The following is a 24,595-nucleotide window of genomic DNA, read 5'->3' as shown; positions in this document are numbered from 1 at the left end:
ACGGCGAGGTGTCTTCATGTGTTCGAGCGGTGCGATATCTCGGCGCTCGGCGGGCCCGGATGGTCACCAGGATGATCGTGATGAAAGCGCCGTCGCACACTGGACTGAGTGCGAGATCGACAAGACGGCTTTCAAGGACGCCGTCTTGGTCAACGATTTGGCGGGCTGTTAAGGCAATTTGGTGATGGCATGGGCGGGAGCATACTATTCTCTTCGCGCATCATGAGTCTCGCGTGTTGTGGGATGTCGCCGGCACGTGATGATTACAGCCGTGCGGACTTGTAAAGCGGTTGACGGCGAACCGATGGAAGGCGGTGAGCTTCCTTGAGGCCCAACAGCCATTCTGCTTCCGCTCCGTGCTGCGCTGACAACGAGTGCGAATTTGTCTGGAACATGCTGCCCAATTTCCAAAAGGCCTCCGATGGGCATATGGGAGGCCTTCCTTGGAGATAAAGTGCCGAGCTGGCGGCTGGCCTGGAGCGCCTCAGCCTTTGCGAACCATTCTCGAGAGGTGCCCTCCTTCCTAATGTTATCTAAAGGACCTCACCAATTGCGCTGGGCGCGCAGGAGCAAACTCACTGCGCTCTGGTTCTTGAGTTCATACACGACAGCCGGTTTGGCAACTGCCGCCACCGTCGGCGCCGTGATTGTGCCAGAGTATTTCTGATCGAGGAAAATCGCGCCAAGCTCCGCCGAGAACGTCAGGTTTTTCACCGGCGTCCAGCGTGTGATGGTACCGACCGCTGCGATGTTGAAGTCGGGGTTGCAGACACCCGTCAGTCCTAGCGCCGCCATGCCTGCGCTGCCGCAGATCTGAGCTTTAGCCGCGCCACTGTAGCGAATAGCAGCCCACCCACCGAAGAAGCCGGTATTCCAGTTGGGATTCCAGTTATGGGTGAAACCGCCATTGAACCCGTACGTGGTGGTCAGCTCAAGACCCGTCCCCGTCGCTGCCGTCGCGCCGGAGTAGATGGCATCCGAAACGCCAGCAATGCCGAGACTCTGGTAGGCACCAGCGCGGCCGGTGCTGCCGTAGATTGCCCACGCGGTCGGCAAGTTTTCCTGGATGCTGAACATGGTTGCGCCACTGGTATACGCACCCTGTAAGTTGATCGTATCACCAGCGCCAGTTGGGAGATTCTTGATCGACAGCGCCAGCTGACCAGCCCAGCCCCACTTGTCCCTTGGGTACCCAGTGGTTTCGTTCGAACCATAGTACGCCGAATGGTTGTTGTGCGCCGCGACCGACGCTTGGAAGAGACCCCAAGCTTGGTCAACGCGCATCATGCCGACGACGTCCGGAGCGCGGCTGCCACCCAAATTCTGCGCCCCATAAGCACCCGTCACGATACCGGCAGCCGTGGCGCCTGTCGTGTTCCAGATGTTTGTCTGGTAGTAAGCAGTTGGGTCCTGCGCCGAAATTGTTGCCGTGATACCCTGACCCAAGTCAGCGGTATAGCTCAGCTGGTTGACACCTGTAGCATCGCCGCCACCACCCGGGAGGCCATCGAAGCTGTTGGCAGGATAGTTGGTCCACGGCGAGCTAAACTGGGAGACGGTCTTCCCCATGGTGAAGCCCGCAAACTGGATGAAGGCTAAGTAGACGCCGAGTGAACCGAGCCCAACGCCGTCCCCCGAATACGACGTGGCGCCCGTTCCGGTGGAACTAGTGGAACCTGCCTTCCAGTTAAAGGTCGCCTCGAAGTAGGTGCGGACCATGCCGTATTCGGTCGCTGTGCGCGTATCGATTGTGAGGTCTTGGCGAGCACGAGTTGTGTAGTAGTTGCTTAGACGATTGTGCGCAGCGCCGACGCCAGACAGTGGGGGCAGCACGAAGCTGTTGGTACCCAACATCATGTCGGCGCGCAGGAAGCCACCCAGTTTGATGCAGGTGTCGGTGCCGGGGATGTAATAGAATCCGGCACCATACAGCGAGCAAACCTTCACGTACTGGACCGCCTTTGCCTTGACGGGCAGATCCGCCGCTTGCGCTTGACTCAATGCGATTAAGCCTACAGTTGGTGTCAGCGCGATTTGTTTAATCGTCCGATAGAAGTCAAAGATCGTATGCGATAAAGTCATTGCCACCCTATCCTCTAGGCGAAACTTGTGCGGCCGAGGCAATATCGTTGGGAAGCAACAGTCCGGTGACGACTATCGAATAATGTGATGGTCTATGGTGATTTGGCGATATGAGAGTGAGAACGCGCCGCCATTCAATGCGACTTCACGGCCAAATGCTGAATGTGTTACCGATCGCGAGGTCGTCGCGAGTTAAGCGAACAGCTGGTAACTGCTTTATCAACGGTAGCAAAGGACGACGGAACGCATCCCGCCGACAAGCTGGATGAGGCGATGCCCACTCTGCAAGCCGTGAGAATGGATCAAAAGTGTGGCTCGCGAATGTTGAAGCACGTAGTCATTTTATCGAGCGTCTACGTACTCGCGCTGACAATGCTCAACGCCTCACGTGATCCGCTTGCTCAAACGCTGTGACGCAGTCCGTCGGCGCTTGAGGACCCCACCTCGGCACGAAACCAGCGCGCGAGAGCACCGCAGGATAACGAGCGGCGAGCTCAGGTCTAACTAGTTGTCCGTGAACAAGCGAACCTCTCAGCGAAGGCACCGCTGCGACCGGGGGTATCAGAACAGCACGATCGGTGGACTTGGGCCGCTGTGGCCGCGGTCGTCGGAGACGATCGCCCAGAAGTAGCCCTTCTTCGTTTGTGAGCGTCATGCAGGGACCACGCGCTAAGGGGTGATCCGATCGGCTAGAAGAATCTCGCGGAATGGTTGGTCGCGAGGTCACAATGTCGAAGGATAGTCGTAAGGATAGCGATAAGGATAGGCATACGCCTATCCTCGAGCACGGCGCCGACACGCTGCGGCGTGTCGAAATCATCACCGGGACGGGCCGGCGTCGGCGCTGGTCGACCGATGCGAAGGCGGCGATTGTCGCGGAGAGTTTCGCGCCGGGTGCAAGCGTGTCCGCGGTGGCACGAGGACACGACATCAGCCCAAGCCTGTTGTTTCTGTGGCGTCGTCAGACCACGCGGGTGAAGCTCGCGGAGCGCCGGGACGGAGATGTGCCACCTGGCTTTGTGCCGGTCGCGATCACTGGTTGCGGCGGCGAATTGTCATCGCGCGAAGAGCAGGCAGCAATTGAGATCCAAGTCGGCGCGGTTCGCATCCGTGTCAGGGGGACGGTCAACCGGCGGGCGCTGTGCGAGGTGCTTGCGGCAGTCGGGACGGTTGGCCGATGATCGGGCTCCGACCTGGGTTGTCGATCTGGATCGCGACGCAGCCGATCGATTTCCGTCAGGGGATGGACTCACTGGCGATGCTGGTGAGCGAGGCGTTTGGGGCCAATCCGTACGACGGCGGACTTTATGTCTTCCGGTCCAAGCGCCGAGATCGCGTGAAGATCCTGACCTGGGACGGAAGCGGCCTTGTCCTTTACTACAAAAGAATCGAGGGGCAGTTCACCTGGCCGCCGATCAAGGAAGGCGTCATACCGCTATCTCATGCTCAACTCTCGGTGCTGCTCGATGGCTCAGACTGGAAGCGTGTGCCGATGCGGGTTGTGGATCAGCCAGCGCGAGCTGGTTGATCCGTATCAAGAGTAGCTCGTCCCTCATGCGGAGTTGTTGTAAAATCACTCTGCATGAGTGATTTGCCTTCCGATCCAGCATTGCTCCGACACACCGTGATGGCGCTGTCGTCAAGGCTTGCGGCGTTGTCGGCGGAATGCAGCACGCTTTCGGCCGAGCGTGATGCGGCGATCGCCCAACGCGACGCTGCGGTTCAGGAGAACGACAAGCTCCTGATGATCCTGTCCCAGTTCAAGCGCACGATCTTCGGTCCCCGCTCCGAGACACTGGATCCCGGACAGCTGCCTCTCTTCACCATCGCGGCACAGGCGGGTCATGCCGCGGCCAACGACGACGTAACCGGAGGCAGGCTGCCTGATGGAGCGGAGGGCCGTGGAAAGCGACCGGCGCGACGCAACCGGGGGAAGCTTCCGGAGCATTTGCCGCGCATCGATGTCGTAATCGATGTCGAGAGCCACATCTGCCCTTGCTGCGGCGAGCGGCTGCACAAGATCGGGGAGACCGTCAAGGGAGCCTTCGACGTCGTTCCGATGCAGTACCGGGTCAAGCGCATTGTGCGTCCGCGGTATGGCTGCCGGGGATGCCGCCAGGGTGTGATGCAGGCACCTGCGCCGGCCCAGGCGATCGATGGCGGGATGGTGACGGAAGCCTTGCTGGCCCACATCGCGGTGATGAAATACGGCTACCAGTTGCCGCTGTATCGGCAGGAACAGATGTTCGCCGCGCAAGGCATCACGCTCGATCGGCAGACGCTGGCCTCGTGGATGGGCCGCGCCGCCTGGTGGCTGAAGCCGCTTCACACGCTGTTGCGCGACACAATGATGTCCTACCCGCGGCTGTTTGCCGACGAGACGCCGCTGCCAGTTCTCGATCCCGGCCGTGGCAAGACCAAAGTCTGCCAGTTCTGGGCGATCGCCACCGATGACCGTCCGTGGGGCGGCCCGGCACCGCCGGCGGTAGTCTACATGTTTGCTGAGGATCGCAAGGCGATCCGCGCCAAGCAGCTGTTCGGGGACTACCACGGCATCCTGCAGGTCGACGGCTATGCCGCCTACAAGGGCCTGATCAAGAACGGCGGCCATCTGGTGCAGTTGGCGTTCTGCTTCGCGCATGCGCGGCGGAAGTTCTGGGACGTTCACGTCGCGACGAAGTCGCCGATTGCTGCGGAAGCGCTGCAACGGATCGCGATGTTCTACGCCATCGAGGATCGCATCCGCGGTCTGCCGGCGGCGCATCGGGCTGCAGTGCGGCAGACCGACACCAGGCCGTTGATCGAGGACTTCAAACCCTAGCTCGAGGCGCGGCTACTGGAAGTCTCGAAGAAATCCGGCCTTGGCAAGGCGATCCGCTACACCCTCAACCATTGGGAAGGCCTGACGCGCTTCATCGATGATGGGCGCATCGAGATCGACAGCAATACGGTTGAACGCAGCATCAAGCCGATAGGCCTGGGAAAGAAGAATTACTTGTTCGCCGGCAGTGAGGGCGGCGCCGAAACCTGGGCCCACCCTTGCATCGCTCATCAACACGGCAAAGCTGCACGACATCGACCCGCGGCACTATCTGACCGATGTTCTCGAGCGCATCGTCTCCGGACGTACAAAGATCAATCAGCTGCACATGCTGTTGCCGTGGAATTGGAAGGCCGAGCGCGATAGTTCGCAGGCAAAGCTCGCCGCCTGATCAGTTCGACGGCAGCGCATCTGGAACTTCCTGCGCATCGCTGGCGTCGTCGTAGATCTCTTCGCGGATCACGCGCAGCGTCACCTCGTGCAGATACACTTGCAGCGCACCCTCCAGCTCGGTGAACTCCGGCAGCAGGACTCGATCGACGAAGCCCCGTGACGCACGGACCATCACCGTGTTGCGTCGCTGCCGGCGATAACGAAACGGCCGCAGCCCATATCGGCGGCAAAGCGCCAGAAAAAGGTGCCGAGACCACTGGTCGGGAAGTGAGAATTGCTGTTCGATTGGTGGATCGTGGCGAGCGAGTTCCTCGACCCGGGCCCGCACCCGCTGCAGCGCGGCTTCCGCCGCAAGGCGCTCACCAGCAGTTCCGGCCCCCACGAACAACGCCTCGATCTTCCGAAGCTTCTCGCGCAGCTGCGACTCGCTGTTCATTCTGATCCCGTTGCCCGCTCCGAACCGGGATCACCCCATCACCGCGCCCCGGCGGCGTCAATCATCCCGACCGCGCTATCCAGAGCATTCCGCGCAAGTCAAGCCCGGGCACCGGTGATCCTATCGTGACGCTCACCTTCGTCTGGCCACGCCCGGGATCGAGTATTGGGGCCGTGGTTTCGTCCATGAACAGACGATCCGCCATGGCCAGGCGGCGGCACATGTGGTCTGCGATGGGCTGAAGATGGAAGCAGGCGCGGCCGGACCAATTGCCCATTGTCGCCCGATCAAGGCGGATGCCCTGGCGCGCATAGATCTCGGCCTGACGGTAAAACGGCGTATGGTCGCCAAACTTGGAGACGATCACGTGCGCGATGGCCGCTTCGGTCGGCAGCCCGCCGGGCACGACGTGCTCCGGTGCGTGCGCCTGCATGACGGGGCCCGAGCAGCGGCGACAGATATATTTCAGGCGGCGCGTGGCCAACAACCGCCATTGCGCTGGGATCACGTCGAGGCGCATGCTGACGTCCTCGCCGATCTTCGTCATGGCGCCACAACCGCACGGGCAGAGCGTGCTCGCAGGCTTGATGATCCGTTGCACTCGCGGCAAATGGGCAGGCAAGCAGCCGCGACTGCGATGAGAACCTTGATCCGGCGCGTTCCGCGACCGACCCTGGATCACCGCCTCGGCTCTCTCCTGCGCGGCGTCCAGGATGCCTTGTGCGGTCTCCACGTCTTCGAGCGGCAAATGATATTGATCTGGTCGTAGCTTCTCGGATTGTGCGCCGAACTTGTCGCGTCGCAGTTCGCCGAGAATGACCTCCAGCCGACGCCGCGCTTCCTCCGGGCGGACCAACCTCCAATCCAGGCCCGCGAACATCGCTGCCGACATGCGCAGCACGCCGTCCGTGATCTGCCAAACGAACTTGCAAACTTCGAGGCGTTTGTGCTCCGATATCAGGCCCGTTCGATCCCAGACCAAAATCTTGATCCGATCCGCTCGTTTCGATCGGAACACGAAGGCTGCGCCGCTGAACGGATCGAGACGAAGCATCTCCTGCACCTTCACCGCAAGCCCATCGTGGCCACAGCGGAAGTCGATCGACCGCGTTGCAAGGTAAATCTTCGGATCAGCACCGGCCGCGATCATCGTGATGCTCGCAGCACGCGGATCACCCGGGACAGATGCTCGGCATCAATGGCCGTATCCGTCCGCAGCACGATATCACCGGTCGCGATCTCAAGCTTGATTGCCGGCGCCTGACGCTCCCCCAACGCACCTCCCACCACCACCAGCGGCGCGAATGTCGGCTGCGACGCCTACCGCGCCGGCAACAGGCCTCGCTGTCGAAAGCGCCGGCGCCAGTCGCAGATCGTAGATCTGCCAGCGCGTCGCTCCATACTTGCGCGCGACCTCGGACACCTGGGCACCAGGTAATCGGCGACGATCCGAGCTCTCTCCGCTTCCGAACGCACATGCGCACATGGCGCCCCGACGGCCCTTCAAGAACCTCGAGCCGGCTCACCGCCCCTGCCGATGAGCCGTCCAAATGGACGTCCTTTCTGCTGTCCAATCCCATCCAGACCTCCGTCCAAGCGTGACGCTTCTCGCACAGCTATCCAGATCCCGAAGCAAGGGTTCCGGCTAAGCGCTTACCGACATGATCGTTGTCGAGTGCTACGAGCCGGCTGTTGGCGATCGCGACGCGATGGGTGTAGCGGCCGAGATAGGCCAGCACCTGTGCGGGTCCGCTGAAGGGCCGCTTGGCGTGAACAATCCAGTTGACGCGCTGCATTGCGACCAGCGGATAACGCTGTCGATGTCCTCGATCCGCAGTCCCGCGACCTCGGAGGCTCTGAGCCTGACCGCATAGGCGGTGGTGAGCGCGGCGCGGCTCTTCAGGCGCGACACCGCGTCGTGGAACTGCATCACTTCGTCGGCGCTGAGAACGACTGGCAGCTTGCGGGGCTCTCGCGCATGGGGATGAGCGCCTCGCCGAGCGTGACGCCGTAGAAAAACCGTAGCGCACAGACAATCTGGTCCAGCGCGGCCATGAGATGCCGGTCGAGACCAGATGCATTTGGATGGCCCCGACGTCTTCCAGCTCTAACCGGTCAGGCGATCGGCCGAAATAGCGGCTGAACTTCGAAACCGCGCTGATGTAGGATCGCTGCGTCGCCGGCGACAGATTGCGGACTGTCATGTCCTCGATCATGCGGCGGCGAAGAGGGCTCAAATCGGCCATCTCAATACTCCTGTTCTGAGGGGGGATCCAACACCCCATCCTCTCAGCCAGGAGGCGATCTACGCCACCTCGCCACGCACGCCGCCACAGCGGCTTCGTTCAATCCAAAAACGAAATTGCTGGGTTTGGCGGCCTCAACCTCCCATTCCCTGCAATTTCAAACCGCATCGAATCCAAAAAACAGACTCTTGCTCAATCGCTTAGAAGCTTGTTCACATGGCGTAATCGCGGCTGACGTCTTCTTGAGGACACGAGGGTTGTTAGGATCGGCCTTAGCGGATTATCGAAAGGGAGCAGCGCTATGAAGCAGTACGTAGGTCTGGACATCTCTATGGAAGAAACCAGCATTTGCGTTTTGGACCAGACCGGCAGCGTGACATTCGAAGGTTGCGTGCCCACCAATCCAGAGGCCATCGCTAAACTCTTGCGACGTCATGCCGACAATGCTGAGCGGATCGTTTTTGAAACAGGCTCGCTATCGAACTGGCTTTGGCACCAACTCAAGGCGCTGGGCTTTCCGGTCATTTGCCTTGATGCGCGTCATGCCAACGCAGCGTTATCGATGCGCATCAACAAGTCGGACCACAACGACGCCAAGGGGTTGGCCGAAATGGCCCGCATGGGATGGTATCGGGAAGCTGCCGTGAAGGGGGCGGAGAGCTGGAAAACCCGTTCGATGCTGGCGGCTCGAACCAAGCTGGTGAATCTGCGGCGAGATATTGACAACCAAATGCGAGGTCTGTGCAAGGGGTTGGGAATAGTGCTCGGCAAGGCCGGCTCGACGAACTTGGCTCGCAAAATCGACGCCGTGCTTGCTGAAGCGCCGGATTTACAAGACATTTTCGCACCGCTGGTCCTTGCCCAGTCCTGTTTGACCGAGCAAATTGAGAGGTTCGATCGACAGCTCCTGGCAGTGGCAAAAGGCGACCAAACTGTTCGGCGAATGATGACCGTTCCCGGTATCGGTCCCCTGACTGCCCTGTCCTTCGTCGTAACCATCGACAACCCCACTCGCTTCAGACATTCCGCCGACGTGGGTGCCTATCTAGGCCTGACACCAAGACGTTATCAATCCGGCGAGATGGATCGTACTGGCCGCATCTCCAAGCGCGGCAACCACCAGATGCGAACTTATCTGTTCGAGGCCGCGAACGTCCTGCTGACCGTTGTCAGGCGAGGTTCTGCGCTCAAGCGCTGGGGCAGCAAGCTGGCCAAACGCATCGGCGCCAAAAAGGCCAAGGTTGCCGTGGCTCGCAAAATGGCTGTCATCCTCCATGCTATCTGGACCGACGGCACCGAATTCCAGGCAGAGATGCGCACCGCATGAACCAGTCTTAAACCAACCCGGATCCGCCTTCGGCGGAACAAGCCTCCCTGCCGGGACGAAGGTGTGGGCAATCTCGAAGTCGTCCCTGCGGGCTTTACGCACCGCGCTCTTCACATCGAGATGCCACGCCTTTTGAACGCCATCATGCGGCGCTCCTGCATAGAGACGACCGCGGAAAGAACCATGAACCCGGCAGCGGATCATTTTTGTCTATCGGGGTTGACACCGTGCCCGCGATTAAAAAACGGACGACTACCCGGCGTGAGTATGGCACCGCGTCGCACTCATCTGATGACGGTCAGGTAAGTCGTTTCGTGGCCGAATGGTAGAATTCAGCAATCACTGAGGCAGTTTGCGTCGTATCGTCAACCATTGGCCAATGACTGGCACCATAAAACTTTCGGTCCGCTATCCGATTTTCTGAGATCCATCTTGCCGTTTCCGTAGAGGTGTTTTCCGGGTTCCAGTAGAAAAGATAAGGATGCTCAAGCGCCAGAAGGGACAGCCCTGGATTGTCACCCTCGCTCGATCGGACGACATACTTCGCGAGATGCCATAGACTGTAAGCGTCGGCCTTCATAACAGCTTGCATATATCGACCCATAACAGGATTGTCTTTGTGCATCTCGCTGAGTTCGCGCAAGAACGCGATCTTGGATGATTCCGGATCACTACGGACGGCCACCTTGCTGGTTAAGAATAGGTCGTACCGCGTCAGATTGCCTTCAATTGAGAATAAGCCGGAAAAGCAGTCACCTAGCCACCTGATTGCATCAATCGCGATAATCGATCCTACAGAGTGAGCAACAACACCGATCTGGCAACCAGAAAATAGCTCCCTAGTTAACTTCGCCAAATAGGCTCCATACTGCGGCGGTGGCAGAACCAGATTGCCAGTCGTGTTGGATCCGAAGCCTGGCAAATCAACAAGTACGAGCCTGAAATACTCCGCAAGTTGTGTCTCCACAAGATTCGAAAATGCCGTACTATCGTCACCAAATCCATGAACAAACAATAGTATCTTCGAGCCGGTTCCACAGATTTTGATGCAGGACTTCGAGTTGGACAAGCGCTTACCTCCGCGCAGCGAGTTCGGCCTTATACTCAGAACGAATGATCCGTGTGCCATCGACCAGAGCTTTCATTTTAGCGAAGGCAACATCTTTCTGAACATGCCAGAACCCACCATCATTGGTTGGATGAAGGCGCTCTAAAGGAACAAACTTCAATGCGTCGCGAATGCGGGCGGCAATGTGCTCGGGAGTTTCGATCTCCGTCTTACCGAGGTTTAGCAGGCCCAAAACCACGTGCTTGTCACCGCAGGCAGTCAACATTTCGCCAGTGTATCCCGGCTCCTCATATTCGAGACTGATCGCATCAATGCCAACGATCTTCGACATGATGCTGAGGACTTGGCGATACCCATCATGTGGCCTCTTTTCAACCGAACCGTATGACGATCCATAATTCGTGTTGAGAATCAGTGGCACCGATATCCCGTCGGCCAGTTCCTCAATTGCCGCCATCCCAATCTTTTCGGCCTTCTCAGGAAAGAAGTGAAAGATCGGCTCGTCTACATGTAAAACTGAGGTACCTGCATCCTGAAGAGCTCGCAGTTCCTTGTTGAGTGCGCTTGCGAGCGCGTGAATCAGGCGCCTTTCGTCGCCATAGTATTCGTCGAGAATGCGCGACATGATTGTCAGAGGGCCAACGATCGTAGCCTTGAGCGGCCTAGATGTAAGTTTCTTGGCAAACTCCAGGTCACCAACTGTAATCGGCTCACGCCATCTCACCGGTGCTACCACGCGCGGTAGTTCAGTTTGTACCTTATTACGTTCCTCGACGGTATTGGCTCTCGTAGCCCGCCACACAGGATTCAGTGCCTGCGGCATCTCGCGTCGTCCTAAACTCTTAGAATCGATGCCGTCAAGTTTCGCATAAATATAACGATCATAGGCGACACGCCTGGCTTCCCCGTCCGTCAGCAGATCCAGCCCAGCCCGTTCCTGGTCAAAGACTGCCAGGCACACGGCGTCATCAAGAGCTTGGTCGCGAGCATCTCTTTCGACCCGCCATGCGGATTCATCGAATCGGAAAGCACGTTCATAGCGGATCAGCCATTTTGGCTTAGTGTAGCTGCCAACAATTTGCGTTGTGAGTGGAGCGAGCACGTTTATCTTCCAATTCAAGAGAGAGTCTAAATGTCAAACGGGAATTCTTCCGCTCATTTGGCCAACGACTCGTTGGTCTCGGCGGCCATCGAAGAGAGCGCTTCATCCGGGCTCTTCCGCAACGTAACGACAGCCTGCAGATCCGTTTTGACGGCTTCCACTATCCTGGATGCATTCGGGCTGGCAAATGACTGCCATGCCGTCATTTTATCTATCTGATTGACACGTGTAATTTGCGCAAGCCGTTCCCGGCGGGCAGGATCGACGGATTTCATCGCCAGCTCATCCCGGAAGATTCTCGGGTCAATCGGCGCATTTCCAGTTTTATTGAGAACGATCAGCTGCCCCTCTTTACACGTCGCAAACCGTATGAATCGCCATGTCGCATCCTGCTTTTTAGGATCCTTGGTAAGCATCACGATGCCTACGCCTCCAGCTGGCAACCGCCCGTCGGGTGAAGAAATAGGTGTGATCCCCAAAGCCAATTCAAATCTTCCCTTGGATTGGCTTGCGAAGGAATCATATAAAGAGTCGACACCCAAGTGAATGCCCACATTCCCGGCCGCGAAGTTCTGCCGAGCCTGATCCCGGGTCATATCAATCATACCGGCGTTTCCGAACTCCCGAAGGATCTCCAGGGCACGCAGGCCCTTGTCGTTGTTGAATTCTACCGTGTTTCGGTCATCGTTCATCATTGAGCCACCAAAACTATCGATCAATGTTTGGTAGGTATAATTGCCTGATGAATCGTATTCGATGTGGCATCCGACGATTTTTGGCTTGATATTGGCGATCTTGTTGCACAAGGCCAATAGATCTTTCCAACTGCTAGGAAGCTTCTGCGGATCGCCTCCCGCATCCTTGACTAAATCGACATTATAATAGGCGATGGGCATACTTACCGTAAACGGCAAGCCTACCGTTTGTCCGTTGTAGGTCACCATGGAGCTTACCGATGGAAGAAGCTGATCGGGGCCCTTAAGTTCGGAGATGAATTTATTGAGTGGGACGGCCAAGCCTCTTTCAGCGAGGATTGGAATGTTTTGCAAGCCCTGAAATGAAACATCTACAGTGTCACCGATGATTGCGCTTCGAAGGGTGTTTTGCAACAGTTCGGCGTGCTCACGAATTGGCGCATCTATCTTTAATCTTATGTCCGGGTTCTTCTGCATGAATGCTTCGGATATTGCTTCAACGGCTTTTTGATTAGTGCTTGGATCAGAGTAGCTAAGGCTAAGCGTTGTAACATCCGCAGAATACACGGCAGCTGTCATCGGTAATAATGAGGCCATCGCCCAGCACAATATTTTCAAGTGGTTCCTCATCGTAACTACTCCACGTTTAGGCGAGCCATGTCCAAACCTTGGATGGCAGGCAGTTTTCACGGTTTTTGATTTATAGACAGCCGCATTGAGTGATTGTTCCTGCGGCATTCTTACTTGCACGGGAGGTGATCCATTTAACTCACGCACACCCACCCGCCTTCCAAGTATGTCGTACGCCCGACGCTTATTCGCCGCAGCTGTTGGCGATAGCCGTTTAGCCCCGTTTCAAACCGTTCAGGTGCTGCTAATGGGGATGATGGGCTTGTTTCGGAGTCGACCAACAATTCACGCAGAACCCGTCCAGTCATCCCACTTGGCGCAGGCAGTCCCAATAGTGAGAGAATGGTCGGGACAATGTCACAAACGCCTGAGGGGGTCAGGGAGGTATAATTACTTGTGTGGAAGGCGGACCCTGCCAGTATCCCGACCGAAGATAACTCTTTGGGATGCAAACCACCGTGGACTCCGAGCCCTGGACGCCGGTCGTTGTCGTAGAATGTGCCGCCGACCAATCCGAATTCATCGATACTGTCGTCAGCGCGGAAACAGAAATACACATCAGGTGCGCGAGCGTGATCGGCAAAAACGATACTGCTGGCAAAACTTCCGGGAGCTACCCCTTCCACCTCGTTTCTACCCATCGTGAAGATTGGACCAACCCAAGATTGCTCGATCAGCGCTTTAACAATTCGTTTTAGCTGCGTTGTGGATCGTTCACTCAGATACAACGCCCCAACCTGTCCTGGCACCACAACGACGTCCACACCTGATCCAGGAGCCGTTGCCGGGTTGAAGCCTACGCACTTCAAACTATCGGCGACCGAAACTCGCGTATGGGCGGTGATATGACCGTGATCCGAAAGCGCGACGATCTGCACGCCCGCAGCCCTGCCTTCGGCCTCCCACCAGTCGAGGACGCGCCCGAACTCCGCATCGCAATAGGCGATCGCCAGACGGGTCTTCGCACCGCCGGTCCCGTTGAAATGCGAGGCAGTGTCCGGCTCGCCATAGGACAGCACTGTGACGTCCGGCGCACACTTCGGCCAGATGTGCTCGAGAAAGACGGATGTAATGAGTGTCTGCGCTTCGATGTCCGGTTCACCCTGAGGGGGCACCGGGGGTAGAGGGCCGAAGCGATTTGTGATTTCCAAAAGGGCCGTCTCGGGGGTGCAAGCTTCCGGGAAGTGTCCGGAGATGCGGATATGGCCAAAGTCCTCCGCCTTGTGGTGGAAGAGGCGAGTTGTGCCCGGAGTGTTGGTCGCTAAAACCGCTACACTCTTGCCTGCACGACCAAGGATTTCACCGAGGGTAGGAGCGGTCATCAGCATGCCGCCGCTATCGCGATTTAGCCGGTCGAGAAGCGTGGCGTCCGCAGTGTCCACATAACGCTGTGGGTCGATGGCCCGGTCGAAATACTTGTTGCCGACCATTCCGTGCCGGCTCGAAGTGGCACCGGCCACCAAGCTCGGGAAAGCCACCCGTGTTTCACTTGGATAGATCGTCCGCTGCGCGGCTAACGTTGATCCGAGCCTTTGCAACCGGGCTAGATTTGGTGTTTGGACGGCGTCAATCAAATCGGGGCGGAGGCCGTCGAAGCTGACAATCAAGAACTTATACTCGGGCAATGTCATCAAAGCCTTCCAAATCTGATGGCACTAAGCGGTTTGGATCAAGCAGGCTGATATCGCGCGGGATGCGTTCCGATAGTGAAATTGTCGTCCCCGGCCTTTCCCGAAAAGCAGACAGCAAACCGGGACGCCCCTTTGCCGCGAAGCGATGAGACCAGCTGCGCCATAAAATTAACCAGGCTCTCGACCTCGCCAAGCAGGGCCGCTCTTTCGAGATTGTTTGGATCGCAGCTATTCCGGCAAGTGAAGGCCATTTTAATGGCGTCCCGCCGTTAAAGAATGGGAAAAGCATTGGCCGACCTTCTTCCGTTATCTTCCAGCACCCACCGCGAATGGTGTTTGACTGAAAAGGCTGCAATCTGGTCATCTGGTTTCACCCAGACCTGGAACAGGCGCTCAGCTTTGATCGGAATCGTTTCCCCGGTGGAGGCTTCAACACCGTTTGACGTTGCTTCCAAGACATGATGGGCATATCGAAATGAAGCTCCGCCCCGTGCCGGACCGCCATCTCGATATCGGTGGCGACGGTTTTTTCCAGTGGCATGATGGATTGGCTTTGCTCGAAGAAGTTCGCAGTGCCGGCTGGCGGGTACATGGTCGGCCAGCGCCTCGTTACCTCTGCCGGTCCAACACTTCATGGGATATTCCGTATCTCGTCGCGGTCGCAATTGAACTGCTCAGGGTTCGCTCGCCTGCCGCCGCGACAACGAGGCCGCCGATGTCGCGAAGTAGCTCGGCGCCGCTGTCCTCTCCGGGCGACGACAGAGCTCATAAGAGTCCAGCACGAGCGGAGCATATTGCTCCTCCCGCACATAGGCCTTGCGGATCGCGCGTGTGTCTCTGTGGCTCGCCCCCCGATTATGGGCTCGCCAGTACTGTTCGAAGCCGATCACCCTGCAGCCGCGTCGCGCCAGAGTCGCCGCAGCAGCACTCCCCATGGCACGGAGACTAAGCACCGCTACGGTCATCTGGTTCATTGTCATTCCGATTATTCCTTCTCGTTGATCTCGATGACGAGGTCCTTTCCTTGGCTCCCTCTCAGCGCGCTGCGTTAACTATGTCGTCATGGCACTCGGCAATGATCCGTGTGGCGTTTTCGAGCTCTTCTTGGGACTTCGCGTGACCTATACCAATACGAATGGCTTGCGGGACGACTTCGCCGGGCAGCACGTAAGGATCGGCAGTCCCTACACTGACGCCCTGCACACGGATGGCGGCGGCCAGCTCGGAGGCGTATGCCGATTGCGGTAGTCTGATCCAAACATGCAATGCGCCGTCTTTTGTCACGAAATCTGTTTTTGACAACAACGGCCGGACGATCTGGTGACGCGTGACCATCTCCTGACGAACCGCATCGATGATCCGCTTCGCTCCGCCAGTTTCAATCATTTGCGTCGAGACTGCCGCGCTGATCGGCGCAGCCATCCAGAATGTCGCGCGAACGCCGGGCCAGAACTGAGCTTCGCCCAAGGCCGCACTTGGGGCAACCAGATAGGCGATCTTCATACCCGCCGCTATTGTCTTGGCGACGCCCAGCATGTACCACGAACGCTCAGGCGCCAGCGCTGAGATCGGGGGCGGTAAATCTTGCGGCAAGAGGCTATAGATATCGTCTTCGAGGATCTGCAGGTCGTAACGGCGCGCTACATCGACGATGGCCTGACGACGGCCGAGCGACATTGTCGCAGTCGTCGGGTTCTGAAGCGTCGGGAGCAAATAAAGTGCCTTGGGGCGATCGCTGCGGCACAGCGCTTCGAGAGCTTCAGGAATGACTCCCTCTTCGTCCATCTCGACTCCTTTCGGTGTAAAACCGAAACGTTGTGCCAGAACAAGTATTGGCGGGTAGGTCAGGCTTTCGACGGCCAGCACATTACCTTGCCCCACCAGTCCGCCTAGCAGCATGTTAAAAGCACTCTGGGTCCCGTTGGTTACGATGACGCGGCCCGCATCTGGAATGCTTCCCAACCGGTGACCGGTAACTACACCACCCGCCCGCCGATCTGCGTCGGTCCCCATCCAGCGATGCGCGCCTACCATTTCGCTGGGCGTATAACGCGAAAGCACACTCTGCATTGCGGAACGATATTCGGTGTCGAAAACCGCAGACACGAGCGGCGGGTGGGTTCGGCTCATCTCGATGATGGGACTAGCTGACTGGGTCATGAGGGGGATTCACTTTCTCTTGCCTACCTGCGCTGACGCGATCGAATGCGGTCAAGTAGGTTCGCTGCAACTGGTTTTCTATGGTCAGCAATTAATCTGGCTCTGTCTAAGCATGGAGAAATTCGTCACATCCGCGACCACACAAGCCGGAGGCCGTAGACCCTGTGCGAAAGCGTCCGAGCGACCCGGCCGATGGCGATAGCGCGGGGCGGCGATCTTGGCATCGAGGGCGTCAGTGAGATCGACGCCATACCGCGGTCCACGTAAAACCTGAGCGTGTTGTTGTCTTGGATGGAGATATCCGCCAGTTGGCCCGTGAGACTGTCCCGGAGCGTCGCTTGAATCAAAGCATTGCAATCTGGCTGGCTAGCGTCGATTTTGACGGAAACGCCAGGGTGCTTTGCCTCGAAAGCGCTAGCTAGCAGGCGGTACATGTCGGCCTCGGTCGAGGGTGACGCTGTCACGCGCATTGCGATCCTGTCCTCGGCTCGAGCCGGCAATCGAGCGAAAGCGGCCGCAGAAGTCGCGGCGGCGCCCAGGAAAAGCCGGCGAGTCAAATTAGTCATGGGCTTACGTTCTTTAGAACTTGACGGCGGAACGGCGGCGTTTCACTTTACTGCCCCTCCGGTCATTCCCTGGATGAACCATTTCTGAGCGGCCAGGAAGGCGATGACGAGGGGCAGCACGACGAGGGTGGATGCGGCCATGAGGGGGCCGTAGTCGTTGCCGGCCTCCTCGGTCTTGAAGGCGATGATGCCGAGCGGGGGTGGCATGAGAGACTGGTCGCGCACCACGATCAGCGGCCAGAAAAGATCGTTCCAGTGGCCAACCACGGAGAAAATTGAGAAAGCGATTACGGCCGGCAGCGCCATCGGCACCATGATCTTCCACACGATCGCGATTTCTGAGAGACCGTCGAGCCGCGCGGCATGGACCACGTCATCGGGAATGGTCTTGAAGAACTGGCGGAACAGGAAGATGCCGAAGGGCGAGACCACATAAGGGAAGATAAGCGCAGCATAGCCGTTGAGAATGCCAAGCTGGTAACCGAGGACGAAGAGCGGCAGCGAGAGCACCTGGTGCGGCAGCAGCAGGCCGATCAACACCATGGCGAAGAGCAGGTCGCGGCCGGGAAAGCGAATCTTGGCGAGCGCATAGGCGCAAGGGGCGCAGACGAGGATCTGAAGGCCGAGGATTAGAGCACAAACGATCAGGCCATTGCCCATGTAGCGCGGCAGCGGCGCTTCGGTGAGCGCCTTGGTGTAGTTCTCGACGCCATAGAATTGCGCCGGCCAGAAGGAGAACGAGGCGCGGAAGATCTCGCCGGGTGGCTTGATCGACAGCGACACCATCCAGACGACCGGTACAAGAATGAGCGCGCCGGTGGTGAGTAGAACCGCATGGCGGACGATGGCGGACGGCTGCAACAAGCGGTTGGGGTGCATGTTGATGCTCATTGGTAATGCACCCTCCTATCCATGAGGCGGACTTGAGCGAGGGTGAGGGTCACGACGATGGCGAGAAAGACGACCGCAACGGCGGCGCCATATCCGGAGCGCAGATACTCAAAGCTCTCCCGATATAGCGTGTAGAGCAGCATTTCAGATGCGTGGCCGGGCCCGCCTTGGGTAAGCACTTTCACGGTGTCGAAAGACTCGAATGCCCTCAGCGCCACGACGATGACGACGAACATCGAGACCGGCCCGAGCAGCGGCAAGGTGACGGTGCGCAGTCGGTCGAGCCAAAGGTCAGCACCGTCGGTATCGGCAGCATCGTAGAGATCCTGCGGGATGCTCTTCAGGCCGGCCAGAAACAGCACCATGGCGTAGCCGAGGTTCTGCCAGATACCGATGACGGCCAGCACCGGGAGGGCTGTATTCTCGTCGCGCAGCCAGTTGGCGGTCGGCAGGCCCATGGCGGCGAGCGTCTGGTTGACGAGGCCGATCGTGGGATGCAGCAATGCCTCCCAAGCGACCGCCATGGCCGTAAGCGTCGCCATGAAGGGCAGGAAGTGGATGGCGCGGTAAAAGGAGCGGCAGGACTTTCCGCTTTCGATCAGAAGTGCGATCAGAAGGCCAAAGACGAGGGTGCCCGGCACGACGATCAGAACGTAGACGATTGTGTTGACGAGCGAGGCCCTAAAACCATCGTCAGCGAAGATCTCGCGGAAGTTGGCGAGGCCGACAAAGGAGAGCGTCAGCCCGCCGAACTGCCAGTCGGTGATCGCGATGACAAAGACGCCGATCACCGGCAGGAAGAACAGGGCGAGCAGAAAGAAGACCGCCGGCCCGGCCAGCGCCCAAGCGGCCAGCGCTTCTGTAAAGGCCCGCCTGCGGGCCGGTGCGGCGGCAAGGGATGGCGGAAGTGTTCGAACGCTACCGGTCGCAGATGGCTCGTTGGGAGCGCCGGTAAGAGCAAGAGGCTCGCTCATCGGGCTACCTCCCGGATCGGCGTGACCGATGCGCGGCCGGATTCGACTTCTTGGCGCAAACGCCGCCCGTTACGATCAAACAGAAGCACACGGTCTGGCCTGACGCCGACGTGTAGGGTCTGGCCGGGGGCGATATCAGGCGCCCGTTCGGCGAGCAGCCTTGCGATCAACGGATGATCGCCACCCGCCAGATCGAAATGGACGAAGAGATCGGAGCCCATATGCTCGATCATGCGCACGGAACCGGTCAGTACGCCCTGCCCGCCGCGTTCGGCGAGATGAAAAGCCTCGGGGCGAATACCGAGTGTGAGATGCGCTCCGGCAAGCGCATCAGCCCCGATAGCAAGCGTCGATCCGGCCACATCGATCAGGCCACGTTCGCGCACCACACCGTCGAGCATGTTGATCTTGGGCGAACCGATGAATTCGGCGACGCGCCGGTCGTCCGGATCGGCATAGATCTCCTGCGGCGGAGCGACCTGCAACAACTCGCCGTCGAGCATCACAGCCACGCGGTCCGACAGCGTCATGGCCTCGGCTTGGTCATGAGTGACATAGACGAAGGTGACCCCGAGCCGCTGGTGCAGTTCCTTGATTTCGGCGCGCATCTGCACACGGAGCTTGGCGTCGAGGTTGGACAGCGGCTCATCCATCAGGAAAACAGCCGGATGACGCACCATTGCCCGGCCGACCGCCACGCGCTGGCGCTGGCCGCCGGAGAGCTGCCCCGGTTTGCGGGCCAGCAGGTGGCCGATGCCGAGGGACTTGGCCGTACGGGTGACTTCCGCGTCGATCTCGGCAGCGATCCGCGCCGTTCCCGGCAGCAGACGGCCCAGAAGAGGAAGCCTCTGGAAGGTCGAGAGCCGGCGCATTCGAAGCGGCAGGCCCATGTTGGAGGCAACCGTCATATGGGGATAGAGCGCGTAAGACTGGAACACCATCGCTACGTCCCGGCACTTCGGCCTGAGGTTGTCGACCGCCCGCTCGCCGATCGAGAGCGAACCTGCATCCTGCATCTCGAGTCCCGCCAGGATACGCAGCAGCGTCGACTTCCCACACCCCGATGGTCCCAACAGCGTCAGGAACTCGCCATCCGCTATCGACAGCGAAACACCACGCAGGACGGATGTCGCGCCGTAATTCTTATGGATGCTGTCAATCGATACGGATGCCATCGCCGTTACCTCCACATCGTCATGAAAAACCCCGCAGAGCACGGTAACGAGATCATCCCGTCTGGACGTGTACGCTGCCGTGGCAGACGTTAGAAACTCGTACTGCTACAGTCGGATGACGCTCATCGAATAATTCGATTTGTACATCCGCAGATGCGATGACGTGTTCCGCTCTTGGGGAGAACGACGGAAAATAAGTGCAATCGGTGAGCGCGGTGCGCAACTTTGGTGGGAAGGTCTCGTGGGCGACGCGGGTGGCAAAGGCCTCGGTATCAGCCGGAGTTTCGGCCAGCATCCTCGCTGTCGGGAAAACTATCTCGAGTCAAAGGTCGCCGAGTTGGGCAGCCGAACAGCGAATTGTCGGCCTCCGGCGACGCCCTCGCGAAGCGAGCGATCCTGTTTACTGCGGAGCGCATGCATCGGCGCGACAAAACGGAAGCGAACCGTACCGGCGTACGCACCTATCTCACAATGTTTTTCTGGGCGCGCTCGTTCAAATCTTCAGTCTCACTTGTCCGAGGTGGGACGAGCCGTGACCAACGTCATCAGTGTTCTGATCTTGTCTTGCTCGCGGCTTCGACCGCTGGATGGCGCGCCTGCGAGAAAGGCATGTCGACGCGACGGGCGTAAATGATCGTAGTTCTCGATGCCTTCATTTGAAAACGCGATGATCTGATTGGTTAACCCATCAAGGAACGAGTAGAAGTCGTCGGGAATTTTTGCTTTGAACTTCGCAGGTATTCGATCTTGTCTCTCGTTGCAGAACGGCTCAATGCCGTCCGTCCCTCCGAAACCAAGGCCATGACGGCCCGCGCCGCCGAACTGAAAGATCAGGGCGCCGATGTGATCACGCTCAGCCAGGGCGAACCGGATTTCGACACGCCGTCTGCTGTCTGCGAAGCCGGTATCCGGGCGATCCGCGAGGGGCGGACGAAATACACGGCGGTCGCCGGTATCAAGCCGCTGCGCAAGGCGATCGGCGAGAGCTTCCGCCGCGATCACGGGCTCGATTACGGTATCGACCAGATTACGGTCGGCTGTGGGGCCAAGCAGGTGGTATTCAACGCACTGTTCGCCACCCTCGACCCGGGCGAGGAGGTGGTGATCCCGACACCCTGCTGGGTCTCCTATCCCGATATGGTGGCGCTGGCTGGCGGCAAGCCGGTTCTCGTCGCCTGCGATGAATTCCATGGCTTCAAGCTACGCCCCGAGGCACTGGAAGCTGCGATCACGCCGCGCACCAAGTGGCTCATGCTGAATTCGCCGTCCAACCCGACCGGTGCGGTGTACAGCCGAGGCGAATTGCTCGCGCTCGCTGCGGTGTTGCGCCGCCATGGCCATGTCCATGTGCTCTCCGACGATATTTATGAAAAGCTCACCTACAACGCCGACTTTGCTAGCATGGCGGCGGTCGCGCCGGACCTCCACGAGCGCACGCTGACGGTCAACGGCGTGTCCAAGGCTGACGCGATGACTGGCTGGCGCGTCGGTTATGGCGCAGGGCCTCTGGCGCTGATCAAGGCCATGAACCTCATCCAGGGCCAGACCTCCTCGCACACCAGCTCGATTTCTCAATATGCTGCCATCGAGGCGCTGTCTGGCGGGCGGAAGCATATCCAGGAATTCGCGAGCGCCTTTCTGCAGCGCCGCGACCTCGTCGTTGCCAAGCTGAACCAGGCCGCGGGGCTTTCGTGTCGCGTGCCGGACGGCGCCTTCTACGTTTTTCCCTCTTGCGCGGGTGTTATCGGCAAGCGCAGACCGGGCGGCAAGGTGATCGAAACCGACACCGATTTTGCCATGTACCTGCTCGACGCATTCGCCGTAGCCGTCGTGCCCGGAAGCGGATTCATGGCCTCGCCCTATATCCGCATTTCCTACGCCTCATCGCTCGAGGACCTCACCCGCGCCTGCGACCGCATCATCGCCGCCTGCGCAGCCCTGTCCTGAAAGATCTCCGGATGTCTCCTGCCAAACGCCTTCGCGCTCGCATGACCCAGACCAGCCTTGTCCACATCATGGCCGCCCACAGCCCGCTTTCGGCCATTCTCGCGGAAGAAGCCGGATTCGATGGCCTATGGGCCTCCGGCTTCGAGTTGTCGGCGCTTTACGGCCTTCCGGACATGAGCCTGATCTCGATGACCCAGCATCTCGACATGCTGCGGGCGATCGCCGGACGCACGACGCTGTCGATCGTCGCCGATATCGATACCGGCTACGGCAACGCAATCAATGTCATCCATGCGATCGGCGAATACGAGCGGGCCGGTGCGAGTGCCGTCGTCATCGAAGACAAGACCTTTCCGAAAGTGACGAGCCTCGTTGCCAGTGGGCGCCAGGAACTGCTGCGCATTGAGGAGTTCAAGGGCAAAATCGCGGCCGCCGTCACGACAAGACGGGATCCGGATTTTCTCGTGATCGCGCGCACCGAAGCGCTGATCGCAGGCCTCGGCGAAACCGAAGCCCTGCAGCGTGCGCAAGCCTATGTGGACGCTGGCGCCGACATGATCTTGATCCATTCGAAAAAGAAGGATCCTTCCGAGATCGAAAGCTTTTCGCGCGCCTGGACCGGATCGGTGCCGCTGGCGATCGTGCCGAACGCGTACCCGGAACTTAATGCCGAGCGCGTCAAGGCACTCGGCAATATTCGCATGACGATCTACGGCAACTACGGGATCCGCGCTGCTGCAACTGGCCTGCAGGAAACCTTCCGCCGGATCATCGCCGATGGCGGCGTCCAGAACGTTCACAAGGACATTCTGCCGGTGGAGGAGATTTTTAGACTTCAGAGGATGGACGAGATTAAATCAGCCGAATCCCGCTTCCTTTGCTGATCCGTTCCAGCCGCGCCGCGAATGGCGAGGTTTTCAGCGCCATAGGCCATTACGCCGTTCGTGTTGGCTTAAGCCGTTTTTGCGCGCGATATATCGTTTATAAGCAGTAATCCGGCGATAGACATCGAATAATGTGCTGGGAACTTTCATTTTGTCGTGGCCTGCTGCCAGTACGAACTGGCGACAATTTTCCGGAATAGAGGATGGCCACCGAAGATAATGAAGTGCCCCTCAACGCGATCCGCGTGTTCGTGACGATCGCGCGAGAAGGAAGCGTCACGCGCGCGGCTCACGCATTGGGAATGACCCAGAGCTCCGTCAGCCGCTACCTGGCCGTGCTGCAGGACCATCTGGGCACAGACCTCATGCAACGACGCGGCAAGCGGAGCGAATTGACCGAATTCGGACGGCTCTTTGCGAACACAGTCGCCGAGCCGCTAGACACCGTGTGCTTCACCGCTAAGAGAATGCGCCGGCGGGATCGTCCAGACGTCAATCGGCTTGTGGTCCGCACGTCGCTTTCGACCTTCGCGTACTCTCTTGTGATTCCGAATCTCCAGGCGTTTTCCACTGAAATGGGCGGCGTCATCGTGGATGTGATCAGCTCACTGTCGCTGCCGATATCCTCCGACGATTTCGACATCCTGATTACACGCGATCTTTCCATCGTCGAACCGGCCGACGATTGGGAAATCTACAACGAGCAACTGGTCTGTGTGGGCTCTCCAGATCACGTCGATGGCAAAGGCCTCTCGATTGTTCGCGCGATGCCGATTCTGAATATCACATCCAGGCCCGACATACTGCCCACATGGTTGCGGGCGATGAACCTGACCACTAAAGACATAAGCTCGGGGGCGCGTTATGATCACAATTACCTGGCTCTGCCGGCGGTCATGACGGGAAAATGCCTTCTGGTAGCGCCCGAAATCATTGTCAGCGATCTGGTGCGCGGGGGCGCTCTACATGTGATACCAGGATCACGTGCTCCCAGCGGCATGCACTATCGGGCCTATGCCGTCGACCGCAGTGACAATCCCGAACTCGCTCGTGCGTTTTGCCGTTGGCTCGTCCGCCTTTGTAAAAAGGCCACCCTTCCGGAAGCCGCTTGATATCGCATGAGGCTATCGTGGAATCTCCAGATGGTCATCTCTAATCCGACTTATTGGTTGGCTGAAGAGCTGATTGCGCCACCACTCACTAGCTTGTCGCGCCAAGGCCCATCGACCGCTGGACTCTGATCTAGCTAGTCTAATCAGATTTCGCAAAAGCGTGACGGAGCGCGCCGCTCCGACACGCGAAGGGGACGAAGCCGGATCGCCGCGCAACGCGCAGGAAACGCTTCGGCGCGTGTATAGCCCGCGAGCGCGCGAGCGCTTCAGTCACGATGACGCAACATCGCCGGACTGGCGCAACGCGCAACGCCTCGTGTAATCGCGAAGGCCAAAACGCAGGAAGCGCGCATGCTCTCATCCTTGTCGGACTGATCTCCGGCGCTCAGATGCGGATTTTCGAGCACGGTGGAAGCTCCCTTGTTGGCGCAAGCCAAACCAAATAGGTGCGTCG

General features: G+C 58.8%; 19 protein-coding genes and 3 pseudogenes. 7 read left to right on the top strand and 15 right to left on the bottom strand.

The window, feature by feature from the left end; genetic code table 11:
- Positions 1 to 543 precede the first annotated feature (543 nt).
- Positions 544 to 2,082: a porin gene (locus tag FXB41_RS15415; RefSeq protein WP_219682342.1), complete on the bottom strand. Its 1,539-nt coding sequence runs from the start codon at positions 2,080 to 2,082 to the stop codon at positions 544 to 546.
- A 707-nt stretch (positions 2,083 to 2,789) separates the two neighbouring features.
- Here FXB41_RS15415 and tnpA point away from each other — a divergent pair.
- From tnpA to tnpC, 3 genes and pseudogenes are all read left to right on the top strand, one after another.
- Positions 2,790 to 3,263, top strand: coding sequence for an IS66-like element accessory protein TnpA (gene tnpA, locus FXB41_RS15410; protein WP_246648888.1), 474 nt, complete (start codon positions 2,790 to 2,792; stop codon positions 3,261 to 3,263).
- Positions 3,260 to 3,610, top strand: coding sequence for an IS66 family insertion sequence element accessory protein TnpB (gene tnpB / locus FXB41_RS15405; RefSeq protein ID WP_219682341.1), 351 nt, complete (start codon positions 3,260 to 3,262; stop codon positions 3,608 to 3,610). The genes tnpA and tnpB (FXB41_RS15405) overlap by 4 nt, the downstream gene beginning before the upstream one ends.
- A gap of 99 nt (positions 3,611 to 3,709) precedes the next feature.
- Positions 3,710 to 5,294, top strand: a pseudogene (gene tnpC / locus FXB41_RS15400) (IS66 family transposase).
- Here tnpC and FXB41_RS15395 read toward each other — a convergent pair.
- The 5 genes and pseudogenes from FXB41_RS15395 to FXB41_RS15380 all read right to left on the bottom strand — a co-directional run.
- Positions 5,295 to 5,732, bottom strand: coding sequence for a hypothetical protein (locus FXB41_RS15395; protein WP_018457659.1), 438 nt, complete (start codon positions 5,730 to 5,732; stop codon positions 5,295 to 5,297).
- Between the two features lie 61 nt (positions 5,733 to 5,793).
- Positions 5,794 to 6,882 carry an IS66 family insertion sequence element accessory protein TnpB gene (gene tnpB / locus FXB41_RS15390; protein ID WP_219682340.1) on the bottom strand — a complete coding sequence of 363 codons (1,089 nt, stop codon included), beginning with the start codon at positions 6,880 to 6,882 and terminating at the stop codon, positions 5,794 to 5,796.
- A complete protein-coding gene (locus tag FXB41_RS41500) occupies positions 6,879 to 7,007 on the bottom strand; it encodes a hypothetical protein (RefSeq protein ID WP_283843433.1) in 129 nt (42 codons plus the stop codon). The genes tnpB (FXB41_RS15390) and FXB41_RS41500 overlap by 4 nt, the downstream gene beginning before the upstream one ends.
- A 395-nt stretch (positions 7,008 to 7,402) precedes the next feature.
- Positions 7,403 to 7,585 (bottom strand): annotated as a pseudogene (locus FXB41_RS15385) (transposase); the annotation flags it as partial.
- A pseudogene (locus tag FXB41_RS15380) lies at positions 7,546 to 7,978 on the bottom strand (phage integrase N-terminal SAM-like domain-containing protein); the annotation flags it as partial. The pseudogenes FXB41_RS15385 and FXB41_RS15380, both read right to left, overlap by 40 nt.
- 301 nt (positions 7,979 to 8,279) lie before the next feature.
- Here FXB41_RS15380 and FXB41_RS15375 point away from each other — a divergent pair.
- Complete coding sequence (locus FXB41_RS15375) at positions 8,280 to 9,305, top strand: IS110 family RNA-guided transposase (protein ID WP_219682339.1); 1,026 nt, start codon at positions 8,280 to 8,282, stop codon at positions 9,303 to 9,305.
- Between the two features lie 298 nt (positions 9,306 to 9,603).
- On the opposite strand, the gene FXB41_RS15370 is transcribed toward FXB41_RS15375, so the two are convergent.
- The 9 genes from FXB41_RS15370 to FXB41_RS15330 form a co-directional block, all read right to left on the bottom strand.
- Entirely contained in the window at positions 9,604 to 10,374 is a 771-nt protein-coding gene (locus tag FXB41_RS15370) for an alpha/beta fold hydrolase (RefSeq protein ID WP_219682338.1), read from the bottom strand.
- 4 nt (positions 10,375 to 10,378) lie between these two features.
- On the bottom strand, positions 10,379 to 11,476 hold the full coding sequence (locus tag FXB41_RS15365) for a hypothetical protein (protein WP_219682337.1): 1,098 nt from the start codon (positions 11,474 to 11,476) through the stop codon (positions 10,379 to 10,381).
- Positions 11,477 to 11,529: 53 nt separating this feature from the next.
- Entirely contained in the window at positions 11,530 to 12,909 is a 1,380-nt protein-coding gene (locus tag FXB41_RS15360; protein ID WP_219682336.1) for an extracellular solute-binding protein, read from the bottom strand.
- A gap of 26 nt (positions 12,910 to 12,935) precedes the next feature.
- On the bottom strand, positions 12,936 to 14,432 hold the full coding sequence (locus FXB41_RS15355; RefSeq protein ID WP_219682335.1) for an alkaline phosphatase family protein: 1,497 nt from the start codon (positions 14,430 to 14,432) through the stop codon (positions 12,936 to 12,938).
- A 269-nt stretch (positions 14,433 to 14,701) separates the two neighbouring features.
- Positions 14,702 to 15,067, bottom strand: a complete 366-nt coding sequence (locus FXB41_RS15350) for a hypothetical protein (RefSeq protein WP_219682334.1) — start codon at positions 15,065 to 15,067, stop codon at positions 14,702 to 14,704.
- 400 nt (positions 15,068 to 15,467) lie between these two features.
- A complete protein-coding gene (locus FXB41_RS15345; protein ID WP_219682333.1) occupies positions 15,468 to 16,592 on the bottom strand; it encodes an aminotransferase-like domain-containing protein in 1,125 nt (374 codons plus the stop codon).
- Positions 16,593 to 17,200: 608 nt separating this feature from the next.
- On the bottom strand, positions 17,201 to 18,049 hold the full coding sequence (locus FXB41_RS15340) for a carbohydrate ABC transporter permease (RefSeq protein WP_246648884.1): 849 nt from the start codon (positions 18,047 to 18,049) through the stop codon (positions 17,201 to 17,203).
- Positions 18,046 to 19,023 carry a carbohydrate ABC transporter permease gene (locus FXB41_RS15335; protein WP_219682332.1) on the bottom strand — a complete coding sequence of 326 codons (978 nt, stop codon included), beginning with the start codon at positions 19,021 to 19,023 and terminating at the stop codon, positions 18,046 to 18,048. The genes FXB41_RS15340 and FXB41_RS15335 overlap by 4 nt, the downstream gene beginning before the upstream one ends.
- Positions 19,020 to 20,198 (bottom strand): ABC transporter ATP-binding protein, encoded by a 1,179-nt coding sequence (locus tag FXB41_RS15330; protein WP_219682331.1) that lies wholly within the window; start codon positions 20,196 to 20,198, stop codon positions 19,020 to 19,022. Before FXB41_RS15330 ends, FXB41_RS15335 begins: the two co-directional genes overlap by 4 nt.
- A gap of 747 nt (positions 20,199 to 20,945) precedes the next feature.
- Between FXB41_RS15330 and FXB41_RS15325 the strand changes: the two genes are divergently transcribed.
- The 3 genes from FXB41_RS15325 to FXB41_RS15315 all read left to right on the top strand — a co-directional run bounded on the left by FXB41_RS15325 (position 20,946) and on the right by FXB41_RS15315 (position 24,141).
- Positions 20,946 to 22,145 carry a pyridoxal phosphate-dependent aminotransferase gene (locus FXB41_RS15325; RefSeq protein ID WP_219682330.1) on the top strand — a complete coding sequence of 400 codons (1,200 nt, stop codon included), beginning with the start codon at positions 20,946 to 20,948 and terminating at the stop codon, positions 22,143 to 22,145.
- Between the two features lie 11 nt (positions 22,146 to 22,156).
- A complete protein-coding gene (locus tag FXB41_RS15320; RefSeq protein ID WP_219682329.1) occupies positions 22,157 to 23,029 on the top strand; it encodes an isocitrate lyase/phosphoenolpyruvate mutase family protein in 873 nt (290 codons plus the stop codon).
- 203 nt (positions 23,030 to 23,232) lie between these two features.
- Positions 23,233 to 24,141, top strand: a complete 909-nt coding sequence (locus FXB41_RS15315) for a LysR family transcriptional regulator (protein WP_219682328.1) — start codon at positions 23,233 to 23,235, stop codon at positions 24,139 to 24,141.
- Positions 24,142 to 24,595 lie beyond the last annotated feature (454 nt).

The organism is Bradyrhizobium canariense, assembly GCF_019402665.1.
GTDB lineage: Bacteria > Pseudomonadota > Alphaproteobacteria > Rhizobiales > Xanthobacteraceae > Bradyrhizobium > Bradyrhizobium canariense.
This window is presented reverse-complemented; position numbering and strand designations above follow the sequence as displayed.